The sequence below is a fragment of the Cytobacillus sp. Hm23 genome, from assembly GCF_051842895.1.
Classification (GTDB): Bacteria; Bacillota; Bacilli; order Bacillales; family SM2101; genus Nanhaiella.
This window is the reverse complement of sequence record NZ_JBPXRQ010000004.1, coordinates 113,973-126,333: the sequence shown is the minus strand read 5'-3', so window position 1 is coordinate 126,333 and position 12,361 is coordinate 113,973. Positions and strand designations below refer to the sequence as shown.

The following is a 12,361-nucleotide window of genomic DNA, read 5'->3' as shown; positions in this document are numbered from 1 at the left end:
TACTACGAGACATAATAGAAATTGTGTTAGTTTTAATTGAAGGAAACAGGAGTAGTTAATGTGAAGAAACATAGGAAAGAATTGAGAATTGGAAATAAAAATGAAAAGAGGAAGTGGCATTTTATTCTTAAATATGCTGCTATATACGCAGTTTGTGCTGCTATTATGACCCTTTTTGTTGATGGAGAATTGAAGCTTGACTCTAAAGATTTAACAATAAGCATTATTAAAAACATTATAGGTGTTCTATCTGTAAGTTTATTTTTTGTTCCTATTGGAATTGTTTTGATGATACTATTTTGGAGGTCAAATGAAAAAAAGAGGTATACTAAAAAGCTTCATTTTTTAACTCGAAAGGGCTGTTCGGGTATCGAAAATTCAAGTGAATTCAATGATTAATGAGTCGATGAGTGCCAGCAATCTACTAGTTCCCATGATTTAAATCCACCAAAAACCGACTATAACCGTTAAGATTCTCTTACAATATTGGAACATATTCTTTGTTAGATGATGGGAGGCTATTAATGCTGATTATGTATCCCCTTCTCAACTGATAAAAAGAAGTAAATGAAGTTAAGAATGAAGAAACCGATGCTATTTATTTTATATTTAAACCTACTTTAATTGAAGTAGGAATATGGGATAACGATTCTTATAGGGAGTTCTTCTGGGGAGTTGAGGAGAACAAAAGTTGTTTAAGAAATCATGTGTGAGGAGGAATGTATAGAATGATTATCTTCAATCCTTTTCCTTTAATAAGAACGAACAGATTATTACTAAGAAAACTTGAATTAAGTGATTCAGATTTAATTTATAAATTTCAGTCAAATAAAGATAACTTTAAGTATGTGGATCTGCCAATATACACAACCCTAAAAGAAGCCCAAAATTATATTCATCGTATGAATAAAGGTGTTGAGAACAATAAGTGGATTATTTGGGCTATTGCAGATGAATCTACAAATAAAATCCTAGGTACCATTACTATCTGGAACATTTCAATGGATCAAACAAAAGCAGAAGTAGGGTATGTATTATTTTCTGGCAACGTAGGAAAAGGAATTATGACTGAGGCACTAAAAAAAGTTATTGAATTTGGCTTTAATGATATGAAACTTAAATCTATAGAGGCGTTTACGAGTTCATTAAACAGTAAATCAATAGCATTATTAGAAAAAAATAAATTTAATAAGATTACGTCATTTAGGGAAGAAACAACAAATGGAGAATCTGTAGAGATGGATATATATACCCTGAAGTCTACAGATGTATGATAATAGTTTAATTATAGTAACTAAAGAAGTAGCAATCTATTAAATATATAAGTATGAAGGTGTTGTTACAAGTACAAAATTTCAGCTAGATTAGAAAATAAATTCACTATTGACTGTTAGTAAATATGGAGGGTTTTTATGCCTATACCTAATTAATAATCTTTAAAAAATTTAAATATTACACTTTTTACATATACAAACTAGGAGAGTGCATGTAGTAAAAAGTCATAAAGTAGCAATCCAAAATGTGATGTTCACTCGTGTATTAGACATATAAAAAATTGCTATGTGTGCTCCTTTACATCAAGGAGGAAGAACTATGGAACAGCGAAATATCGAATTTATGATAGACTGTGGGGATATTTATTTACGAGAATTGAGAATTGAAGATTTAGATGAATATTTCGAAATAACTACCCACCCTGGTGTTGATGAATTTTTACCAGATTGGAAGTCAACAAAAGAACAAAGATTAGATTGGTTAGTAAACTGGGAAATTCCTGGAGGGAGAGAGTTCTTGCAGTCCGTCCCTCGTATTGGAACAAAGAGTTTAAAATTAGGGATAATTTTAAAAGAAACTGAAGAATTTATTGGCTGTATAACGACTTCTATGAGGGATGAATTGCCATCTCCTAATAGAGAACTTGGTTTTGTTTTATCAATGCACCATAGAAATAAAGGCTATACAACTAAAGCTGTGATGGCATTTACTAAATTTTTATTTGACAAAACGAACCTGGAATCTCTCAATGCAATTGCTTTAACAAATAATGTAAGTTCAAATAGAGTAATAGTAAAAAGTAATTTTACTTTTATTAATACTGTAGTAATTGAGAACAAAAAATACTATCACTATATTCTTAATAACAAATAAATAATAACAACAACTAATTTTTAGTAGGTAAGATAACAACTTAAAACATAAGTTGTTAACTTGCCTGCTAAGTCACGAGATACTATAAAATGAATGACCTCCGACTGATGGGGTTTGTTTAACAGTTATAGTTGACTTCTTTATATTGATTCAAGCAATTAATTCGTCCTTCGGCATTAGGTAAGGTAAAGGCATATAGGTGAAGAGGTTGTGACGTTAACTATCATTTATAGCGCAAAAAATAAACACACGTAGCAACGTGTGTTTAAATAAGAGAGGGGAAAACAATATGAAAAATTGCTATAACCCTATTAAATAATAAAGTTGTGTAATTTCTGTGTGTCTAATATGTGATTTTGTGGGAGTTTAATTAGCTACTGGTACATAAAAGCTATCAATGATTATTTCATTTAGCTGTTCCCAATGCCTTAATTCATGTAAGCCGATAAACTCCACAGATTGAGCTAAATTTAAATATTTGAATACCGGATTTGGAATTCCTTTCGTATAGTTTTCTTCGTTATCATCCATCTCATTGAGTACTTTTAATAATCCTTCTCTTGATTCTGATAAACATTGTAATAATTTTTCTTTAGTCATAAAGACATCTGTAGGGGCAAGTTCATCAGGAACTTTTACTTTTTGAGATCTGTCTAGCATTAATAGTAGAGGTCTCTTTTTTGCTTCTTTACTTTCAGGGTTTTCTAAGCCAGCTTTTATTAAAGATGTAAACCCTTGTTCACTCGTGTATAAATGATTAAGTAGTTGAGCAACGCTCCAACGGTCTTCAGAAACTTTTTTATTCAATTGTTCATCAGATAGACCATCGACTGTAGTCAGAACCTTATTTCTGATCATTTCAATACTCTTTAATTCAAAGTCTAACATTTACCTCACTCCTTAAAAAAATTTACCAACATTAACCTATTCTATGTGTAAATATATTATTCCTCTCTATTTAAGGAGTGATTTTATTAAAGTTATATATTAGTGATGTTAAAATTAGTTCTAGTTGAAAGAGAAGTCATTTTTATTAAAAGATTCATTGATAAATGATTCTATGGCATAGTCGGTCTAGTTTTTGATCCCAGTCTTTTTTATCGCTTAGGAGAAGTCAAAAAGCAAAAGGTAAATTAATACTAATCCATTCTTATAAATGATTAAAAATTTTCTTCATATAATAAATAGAAAGATTGATTTAGAATTTGTTAAATATGAGAAATAGTATAAGGTATCTTTCGTTAAACTGTACTTGACAAAATTACAGTTAAAACATTATACTGTAATAGAAATAAATACAGTTTAAAATAAAAGGAGATTTAACAATGGCACAAAGTAGAAATGCAAGTGAGGAATATTTAAATAAAATAAAAGAAATAAAAATGAGCGGTGAAAAACCGAAGGAATTAACTGACCAAAATTTCTTCACAGTTGCACAAGAAAGAAGCTCAATTCGTCATTATGATCCAGAATATAAAATGAGTGAAAGTGAAATTAATGAAATTTTAGAGACTGCAATTTTGGCTCCTTCTTCTAGTAACTTACAACCTTGGAGATTTCTTGTTATTCATGATCAAGAATCAAAAGAGCAATTACTACCTATAGCAAATAATCAACAACAAATCGTTGATGCATCAGTTGTTATCGCAGTGCTTGGAGACTTAGAAGCATATAAAAACGCAGAAAGAATATATGGTGAGTTAGTAACAAAAGGTGCGATGACAGAAGAAATTAAAAAATTCTATGTAGATCAAATTAATGGTCATTATGGAAATCTATCGTATGAAGATGCAACGAGAGTAGCGATGATTGACGGTGGTATTGTATCTATGCAATTAATGCTTGCAGCAAAGGCAAAAGGCCTTGATACAGTACCAATGGGGGGGTTTAATCCTGATCAATTTATTAAAGAATTTAATGTCCCAGAAAATTTCTCTCCTGTTATGTTGATTTCTGTTGGTAAGGCTAAACAAGTAGGTTTTGCAAAATCTCGTTTATCACTTGAAGAAGTTACAACTTGGAATAAATTCTAATCCAAGCTCATATTAATAAAAAAACCTAGCGCAAAAAGCAAAAAAAAAGCGCTAGGTTTTTTTATTTTTGACCCCCACTTAAATGACATACGGTACGAAATATATACGTGGAAGGAGGTTACTGTACAAAACTTCATATCAACAAATCTAGTAAACTAACGATTATTAATAATTGTACGGAGGTAACTATATGTTTAAAAAAGTGCTTACGGTGATGATGGCACTATCATTAATTATATCACCATTCTTTAATAATAATATTGCAGCAGCAGCTGATTATGAACATGATGTTAACACAATAACCTCATCAAAATCTCAAATTACATTTACGTCTTTTGTGAATACTAGCTGGGTAGATGTTCATTACAAAATTAACTCTGGTATCCAACAAAACGTAAGAATGAATAAATCAGGAGCTACTTTTACACATGAAGTAGATGGTTTGAAATCGGGAGACGTTATTAGTTATTCATTCACATATAACAATGGCACTCCTGCATATAACACACCAGAATATAATGGTACGCATGGATCAACGTCAGAGCCAGCGCCAGAACCAACTCCGGAACCAACACCAGAGCCGGAACCACAACCAACCCCAGAGCCAACGCCTGAGCCAAATCCAAACGTTGAGCCACTAGTAATTGACGATTTTAACTCTTCAACACAGTGGAACTCAAATACAAATGATTTGGGAGAATCTATTGTACGTAACGGAGGAGTTTACAATCTAGAAGGTAATTCAAATTTATATTTCTTCTTTAATGGTGGGACAAGTGCAGAATTATTTGATCAGCACTTAAATAGAGATATTTCTGCTTATGATACACTGGAGCTTACTTTAAAAGGAGCAAACGGTGGCGAAGAGAATTATATTAACATCGTATTAAATGATGGAGCAAATCGCTCACTAAAATTATCTGATTACGGTAGCGTAACAAGCATTTATCAAACAATTTCTATCCCTTTAGCTGATTTTCAAGCGGATTTGACAAATGCGAAATTTTTACGCTTTGAAGGAGTAGGGACTGCAAAAATTGTTCGTATCGATGACATGGTACTTACTTCAACTGGAGTTGTGACAGAACCTTCTGAACCAACGCCAGAGCCAGAACCAACTGAACCAACTGAACCAACTGAACCAACGAATCCAAGTTCTATCAATGCTTTTGAGAAAATACAAGCAGAAGACTTTGATTCAATGCAAGGTATTCAAACAGAAGATACAACTGATTTAGGTAGTGGGAAAAATGTAGGTTGGACAGACAACGGCGATTATATAGCATTTAACAATGTTAATTTTGGTACCGATGGCGCAAAAGGGATTGAAGCTAGAGTAGCTAGTCAATCAGCAGGTGGAACAATTGAAGTAAGGTTAGATAGCGTAAATGGAACTTTAGTTGGAACAGTAGCTATTCAAAATACTGGCGGATGGCAAAATTGGGTTACAAACACTGCCACTATCAATAATGTCACAGGTACACATGATGTATATTTTGTATTTAAAGGTGCTGCTGAAGGTATCGGAAACTTAAATTGGGTTGAATTTACTAAAAACTCAGTTACACCAACAGAACCAACTCCGAATCCAGAGCCAACACCAACACCAGAACCTGGAACTATTCCTACTGGAAATGGTGTGATGACATTCCAATTACAAAATAATACTGGTGGACAGTATTCTGATGATGAAATTTACTGGGCTATTCTTGGATACAATAAAGCTACTGGGCAGCTTAGTCATGTAGATAAAGATGGGAATTTGATAGAAAGTAAAATAAGTGACAATGATGCACCAGGTCACTTGACGAAAAACGGTCAAAACTATCCAAACTACTTTTATAAAATGAGCGAAGTAGACTGGACATCAATGCCAGAAATTGACTCTGGAAGGATGTTTATTAGTTTAGGAAGTCCAATGTATATTAAGTTAAATCAAGCGGCGGATGGTAGAGTAGGATTTGCAGGTCCAGATTTAAATAATCCAACAGATCCTAACCAAGATATTTATTTCGAATGGATTGAGTTCACAATTGACCAATGGGGTTATCACGGAAACTCTACTCGAGTAGACCAATTTAGTTTCCCAATTACGAATAGATTACTAGGTTCTGATGGGTATGATAAAATCGTAGGTGAAACATACACGCGTGACGAGTTATTTAGTGCATATAAAAATGAAATGCCAGCGGAATTCCAATCATTAGTTGAAGAACCATATAGAATCGTTGCTCCAGGTAAAGGTCAATTTAAGCCAGGAGGAACATATGAAAACTATTTTGATAACTACGTGAATGAAGTTTGGGACTATTATAGAACGAATGAATTAACCTTTACTGCAGAAGCAGGAACATTTAGTGGACGTGTTGAAGGAGATAACTTCGTCTTTTCGAAAAACGGTGGTCCTTACAATTTATATATTACAGAAAAACCATCGACACTTGAAGTTTTTGAGTGTTCAGGGCCGATGGATACAGGAAGTCCAGATGAGAAAGTAGTGGAAGCTCAAGTTTGTGCCGCATTAAATAGAGGTATTATGTACGACCCTGTTAATTGGGGGAATTCAGATTTCTTCTATCAAAACGATACAGCTAACTTCTATGCTAAATTCTGGCATGATTACAGCATTGACGGTTTAGCATACGGCTTTGCTTATGATGATGTAAGAAATTACAGCACGCTTTTAGAACATCCTAATCCAGAAGCACTAATTATTGGTGTAGGCTGGTAAATTGAAAGGGGTCAGATCTCCACTGTGTAAAGCAGTGGAGATCTGACCCCTTATTTGATGCCTTTTTCGGTAATGAATGCAGTGATAAGATCGTTAGGCGTAATATCAAAAGCAGGGTTGTAGATATTTATGCCGTTCGGTGTGACTTTTTTTCCATCAATATGTGTAACTTCTTCATGATCACGTTCTTCTATTTTTATGTCTATTCCGTTCATTATTGAATCATCAAATGTTGATTGTGGTGCAGCGACGTAAAACGGGATGTTGAAGTGTTTCGCAAAAATTGCCAAACCTAACGTTCCTATCTTATTTGCTGTATCACCGTTTTGAGCAATCCTATCGGCTCCTACGATTATTGCTTCTACTTTTTTTGACAATATAGTATGTGCAGCCATATTATCGGTGATGAGAGTAACATCAATTCCTGTCTGAGTTAATTCCCAAGTTGTTAACCTTGCACCTTGTAAAACAGGTCGAGTTTCCATCACGAACACGGAAAAGTCAATTCCACGCTCCTTGCCTAGATGAAACGGAGCAAGTGCTGTACCGTATCTAGCTGTAGCGATAGAACCTGCATTACAAATTGTTAAGATACGGCGCTTTGCACCTAATAATTTGAGTGCATGCTCACCAATTTCACGACAAGCACTTTCATCTTCGAGCTGAATTTTGATTGCCTCACCAGTTAATATTGTGATTGCTTCATCAACTGTCGTCGCTTGTTTAATGGAATAAATGAGTCGGTCTAAAGCCCAACTTAGATTAACAGCTGTTGGTCTTGAACTTACTAAATAGTCACGATCTTTCCCAAGCCTAGTTCTGAAATCTACTAGGCTATGTACATGATAGCTTTTAGCAGCTAGCACTAATCCAAAAGCTGCCACGATGCCAATTGCAGGTGCACCTCTAACTTTTAGCGAAGCAATAGCATGATAAACGTCTTCTAGTGTAGTTAAATTTATAAAAACTGTATCAAGTGGGAGCTTTTGTTGGTCTAATATTCTGATGAAATGGTCTTTCCATTCTACCGATAAAGGAAGATTTGAGACTTGCTTCATCTTACAAATCTCCTTTCAGTATGTTGAATAACATCTTGAATTTCTGAAGCATGTGTAAGACTGTGGCGATTTACAATAAGTGTTCTACCGACTTGTAGAGCAGTCGACTTAACTTGAATCTTTCTCTCATGAGGAGTAATGCGATCTAAATCCTCCACATGTGCTAAGCCAATCGTACGGCGGATAATTTCACATCCAGCAAAGCCAATTGCGTCTGCATATGCTTGTGTTAAAATGTGCTCAACGAAACCTTCAACCTCCGCGAAGGACTCAATGCTATGATTTTTCCATAGTTTAACAAAGGTAGTGGTGAAAGTGTCCCATGTACCTTCAATACAATTGTATAAGTAGCTTCTTTCATTATCTTTTCGAGATAAAATTTGTAAAATAAGGTTTGCGAAAAATAAGCCAATATCAAACCCCATAGGTCCACAGAAGGCAAATTCAGTATCAATAATCTTCGTCTCTTCTTCATTAGCAATGATACTTCCAGTGTGCAAATCTCCATGAATAATACCATCACCTTGCGTTAAAAATATTTTTTTTAATTTTGCGACTTCAAGCTTTAAGAAAGAGTCATTCCAAATAGTTTGAATATTTTCTTGTAATTCTTTTTCATAGTTGTTTGTGTCATGATTAAAGAAAGGGTCGGTAAAGATGAGATCCTCTGTTATTCTGCACAGCTCGGGATTGACAAACTGTTTCTGTAGTTGCTTTTTCTTTTCCGGTCCTAAAGCATAATCAGAAGTAAAAAATAATGTTGTTGCTAAAAAAGTACCGATATGGGTTGAGAGAGATGGATATAATTTTTTATTGATGACCCCTTTTCTCACGATGTCTAGATGAGATAAATCTTCCATCACAGTAACTGCCAACTTGTCATCGGTATAGTAAACCTTTGGAATATGCTCAGGACAATAGCTTGCAAAGGTAAGTAGCGCATGGCTTTCAATTGTTGCGCGCTTTAGTGTAAGCGGCCAGCTTTCACCAATAACTTTTGCATAGGGTAATGCCTGCTTTATTATGATTCCTTTGTTGTTACGCTCATCGACTATTCGAAAGACAAGGTTTAAGTTTCCATCTCCAATTTCTTTACATGTTAACAATGATTGCTCTTGAAAAAGTGTTAACCTTTGGGCTAAAGAAATTGCACTTGTTTCCGTTAGCGGTTGATAAGTACTTTGATTTGAACTCATAAATACCTCCAAAAAAGCGTTATTTTGTAAATGTTAACTAGAAAAAGCCTCTTTCTTATTAAACGAAAGAGGCTTGAAGAACGAACTTCTACCCCTTATCTTTCAGAAAGTCTTGCTTTCTGTTGGAATTAGCACCGTGCCTTTGAAGAACTTAGAAGTTCTGGCGTTAGCTTACACGCCCCATCCTCATGATGGTATTACGGTCGGTTGCTGGGCTTCATAGGGCCAAATCCCTCAGCCAACTCTTGATAAGAGACTAACTTATAAAATTTACGTGTGTGATTACGATCCATAAATTTGTTTGTATGAAAAGTATCATAACAATACGTGATTTTCTTTGTCAATAACTTTTTCAAATGTTTAAAATATATATGAAACTTAAGTGTAGTTTTAATAAATTGAATTATATTTAAAATTGAACATTTAATTGTCACTAATTGTTAAAGTATTAAACGATGCTATGAGCAGGATTTTACAATAAATAACACGAATGATATGAATGAGAAAAAGAAGTCATAATTTAAATGATAAATATTTCGAGGTGATAAAATGACCGTTTTTCAAGAAAAATGGGATGAATTAGCTAGCTTAAAGGATGAATTAGGTTCGAGAGATTGGTTTTATGCAACGAGTGGCAATCTCTCAATCAAAGCAAGTGATTCACCGTTAACATTTCTCATTTCGGTAAGTGGAAAGGACAAACGGCAGCGTACAAAGGATGATTTTTTATTAGTAGATGAACAAGGACACCCTACGAGTAGTACCAAATTACATCCTTCGGCAGAAACTCCACTTCATCTCACAGTGTATAAACAATCAAATGCAGTCTGTTGTATACACATCCATACGGTAGATAATAATGTTATATCAGAACTATATGGAGATCAAGGACAAGTGAGTTTTCATGGGCAAGAAATGATCAAAGCATTCGATGAATGGGAAGAAGATGCAGAAATTACAATACCGATTATAAGAAATTATGCATATATCCAGTTGTTAGCAGATTCATTTAGTACTTACGTTACATCTGACAAAGGTGCTGTACTCATAAGAAATCATGGTATTACTGTGTGGGGAAGAAGCGTATTTGAAGCAAAAAAATTACTAGAAGCCTACGAATTTTTGTTTAGTTACCATCTAAAACTACTGCAATTAAAAAGAGATGTAAAAATATTATCATAAGTATATTAAATTTGTTGAAACCTTTCACGTATATGTTCGTATAGATAGTAAAGGCTATTTTCATAAACTTTGTTGTTATAGTTCCTATACTAGAAGAGAAAGATGGTTTTACTCAAATGTAAACCTTTTATAAAGGCTTTGTAAACTTTACTGTTATTGATAACAAATTAGTACCAATAAAAAAGTGTTTTTATATGTTAGGCATCATTGTTCTGAAGAAATGATGTTTAAATTTATTCGTACGAAAAAACAACTATCTTTGCGAAAACATCCGTAGTAAAAGATTTAATGGAAGGTTTTTATCTTACAATTTGCTAGTTTTTTCTTTAAAAGATGTGTTTTATATGTTGTGTTTCTTGTCGTAATTTAGACTATCATATATAATAATTGCATTAGCATATATGCATGTTCAAAATACAGGACAAAAAAGCACAGAAACAGGAACTAATTTCTAGATATTTATATTTTTATTCAGGAGGTGACACCTTACTTCATTGTAAGTAAGGTAATTTTATTGGACAGTATTGACTTATTGTATTTATTCTTAATTGTTATTTTAATTGGACTAACAGGTTTCTTTGTAGCGGCGGAATTTGCAATCGTGAAAGTGAGAGTGAGTCGCATTGATCAATTAGTTCAAGTAGGAAATAAAAAAGCGATTGCAGCAAAAAAAGTTGTGAGTAACTTAGATGAATACTTATCGAGCTGTCAATTGGGTATTACAATTACAGCTTTAGCACTTGGTTGGGTTGGTGAGCCAACAGTAGAAAGATTATTACACCCAGTATTCGAACATTTTGATATGCCAACTTCTGTTTCGCGTATCGTCTCATTCGCTATAGCGTTCGGTACAATTACTTATTTACACGTCGTAATTGGTGAATTAGCACCTAAAACGTTAGCGATTCAAAAAGCAGAAAAGCTTACATTATTATTAGCTACACCGTTAATATGGTTTTATCGAATCATGTATCCTTTTATTTGGTTATTAAATGGATCAGCTAGGGTCGTTATTAAATTATTTGGTTTGCATCCAGCATCAGAACATGAGATGGCCCACTCGGAGGAAGAATTACGCATTATACTATCTGAAAGCTATCAGAGTGGAGAAATAAATCAATCAGAATACAAGTATGTAGACAATATCTTTGAATTTGATAACCGTATCGCTAGAGAAATTATGATACCAAGAACAGAAATCGTTAGTTTTGATGTGAGTTTATCTATCCAAGATTTTCTCAGAGAAGTGAAAGATGAGAGGTATACTAGATACCCTGTTATTGATGGTGATAAAGATCATATTATTGGCTTAATAAATCTTAAATCGATGATTAAAGCATATTTCGATGTAAAAGATATAGACACTACAACGATTAAAGATTTTGTCACACCGATTATTTACGTAATTGAAACAATTCCTATTCATGATTTATTGAAAAAAATGCAAAAAGATCAAATTCATATGGCTATATTAATCGATGAATATGGTGGTACGTCAGGGTTAGTTACCGTTGAAGACATTTTAGAAGAAATTGTTGGTGAAATTCGGGATGAGTTTGATGTGGATGAAACCCCAGACGTTCAAAATATTAAAGATAACCATTATATACTTGATGGCAAAGTACTAATTAGTGAAGTGAATAAATTATTGAACTTGAGTATTGATGACGAGGATATCGATACGATTGGTGGATGGATTTTGACGAAGGAGATAGATGTACAAGAAAATCAAATCATTGAATACGAAGGCTATATCTTTACTCTCAAAGAGATAGATGACCACCAAATTAAACTGATCGAAATTAGTCCACGATAATACAGGTAGCTCTTATTACGAAATAGCTATTCATAAAACATACGGTTAATATGTACCGTATGTTTTTTCTATGGGCAAACCTTTGCTATTGTATAGGGTAGATGCCTCAAAACCCGCGTGTAGCTGTATATTATTTATGAAAAGTTAGAAGTAACGACCGATTTACGTTATGTTCCTTTATATATGTGAAATTGCTT

At 33.6% G+C, this 12,361-nt stretch carries 10 protein-coding genes and 1 riboswitch; of the genes, 7 read left to right on the top strand and 3 right to left on the bottom strand.

Annotated features, from left to right (window positions below):
• The first annotated feature begins 60 nt into the window (after positions 1 to 60).
• The 3 genes from ACSVDA_RS04135 to ACSVDA_RS04125 all read left to right on the top strand — a co-directional run bounded on the left by ACSVDA_RS04135 (position 61) and on the right by ACSVDA_RS04125 (position 2,148).
• Entirely contained in the window at positions 61 to 399 is a 339-nt protein-coding gene (locus ACSVDA_RS04135; protein ID WP_485881078.1) for a hypothetical protein, read from the top strand.
• Positions 400 to 728: 329 nt separating this feature from the next.
• On the top strand, positions 729 to 1,274 hold the full coding sequence (locus tag ACSVDA_RS04130) for a GNAT family N-acetyltransferase (protein WP_485881076.1): 546 nt from the start codon (positions 729 to 731) through the stop codon (positions 1,272 to 1,274).
• Positions 1,275 to 1,593: 319 nt separating this feature from the next.
• Complete coding sequence (locus tag ACSVDA_RS04125; protein WP_485881074.1) at positions 1,594 to 2,148, top strand: GNAT family N-acetyltransferase; 555 nt, start codon at positions 1,594 to 1,596, stop codon at positions 2,146 to 2,148.
• A gap of 366 nt (positions 2,149 to 2,514) precedes the next feature.
• Here the strand turns inward: ACSVDA_RS04125 and ACSVDA_RS04120 are convergent, their stop codons facing one another.
• Positions 2,515 to 3,036, bottom strand: coding sequence for a DinB family protein (locus ACSVDA_RS04120; protein WP_485881072.1), 522 nt, complete (start codon positions 3,034 to 3,036; stop codon positions 2,515 to 2,517).
• A 437-nt stretch (positions 3,037 to 3,473) separates the two neighbouring features.
• Between ACSVDA_RS04120 and ACSVDA_RS04115 the strand changes: the two genes are divergently transcribed.
• The gene (locus ACSVDA_RS04115) at positions 3,474 to 4,181 is read left to right on the top strand and encodes a nitroreductase family protein (protein ID WP_485881070.1); all 708 of its coding nucleotides are present in this window, start codon (positions 3,474 to 3,476) and stop codon (positions 4,179 to 4,181) included.
• A 190-nt stretch (positions 4,182 to 4,371) separates the two neighbouring features.
• Complete coding sequence (locus ACSVDA_RS04110) at positions 4,372 to 6,912, top strand: beta-1,3-glucanase family protein (RefSeq protein ID WP_485881068.1); 2,541 nt, start codon at positions 4,372 to 4,374, stop codon at positions 6,910 to 6,912.
• A gap of 50 nt (positions 6,913 to 6,962) precedes the next feature.
• Here the strand turns inward: ACSVDA_RS04110 and mtnA are convergent, their stop codons facing one another.
• Positions 6,963 to 7,970, bottom strand: coding sequence for an S-methyl-5-thioribose-1-phosphate isomerase (gene mtnA, locus ACSVDA_RS04105; protein ID WP_485881066.1), 1,008 nt, complete (start codon positions 7,968 to 7,970; stop codon positions 6,963 to 6,965).
• Positions 7,967 to 9,166 (bottom strand): S-methyl-5-thioribose kinase, encoded by a 1,200-nt coding sequence (gene mtnK, locus ACSVDA_RS04100; protein WP_485881064.1) that lies wholly within the window; start codon positions 9,164 to 9,166, stop codon positions 7,967 to 7,969. The genes mtnA and mtnK overlap by 4 nt, the downstream gene beginning before the upstream one ends.
• Positions 9,167 to 9,258: 92 nt before the next feature.
• Positions 9,259 to 9,421: riboswitch (SAM riboswitch) on the bottom strand.
• Positions 9,422 to 9,715: 294 nt separating this feature from the next.
• Here mtnK and ACSVDA_RS04095 point away from each other — a divergent pair.
• Both ACSVDA_RS04095 and ACSVDA_RS04090 read left to right on the top strand, forming a co-directional pair.
• Complete coding sequence (locus ACSVDA_RS04095) at positions 9,716 to 10,348, top strand: methylthioribulose 1-phosphate dehydratase (protein WP_485881062.1); 633 nt, start codon at positions 9,716 to 9,718, stop codon at positions 10,346 to 10,348.
• 523 nt (positions 10,349 to 10,871) lie between these two features.
• Positions 10,872 to 12,164 (top strand): hemolysin family protein, encoded by a 1,293-nt coding sequence (locus ACSVDA_RS04090; RefSeq protein ID WP_485881198.1) that lies wholly within the window; start codon positions 10,872 to 10,874, stop codon positions 12,162 to 12,164.
• Positions 12,165 to 12,361: the final 197 nt, after the last annotated feature.

Bases quoted from the DNA above. Each gene is read 5' to 3' on its own strand.
- ACSVDA_RS04130 (WP_485881076.1), top strand. From the start codon at position 729: ATGATTATCTTCAATCCTTTTCCTTTAATAAGAACGAACAGATTATTA.
- ACSVDA_RS04125 (WP_485881074.1), top strand. From the start codon at position 1,594: ATGGAACAGCGAAATATCGAATTTATGATAGACTGTGGGGATATTTAT.
- ACSVDA_RS04120 (WP_485881072.1), bottom strand. From the start codon at position 3,036: ATGTTAGACTTTGAATTAAAGAGTATTGAAATGATCAGAAATAAGGTT.
- ACSVDA_RS04115 (WP_485881070.1), top strand. From the start codon at position 3,474: ATGGCACAAAGTAGAAATGCAAGTGAGGAATATTTAAATAAAATAAAA.
- ACSVDA_RS04110 (WP_485881068.1), top strand. From the start codon at position 4,372: ATGTTTAAAAAAGTGCTTACGGTGATGATGGCACTATCATTAATTATA.
- mtnA (WP_485881066.1), bottom strand. From the start codon at position 7,970: ATGAAGCAAGTCTCAAATCTTCCTTTATCGGTAGAATGGAAAGACCAT.
- mtnK (WP_485881064.1), bottom strand. From the start codon at position 9,166: ATGAGTTCAAATCAAAGTACTTATCAACCGCTAACGGAAACAAGTGCA.
- ACSVDA_RS04095 (WP_485881062.1), top strand. From the start codon at position 9,716: ATGACCGTTTTTCAAGAAAAATGGGATGAATTAGCTAGCTTAAAGGAT.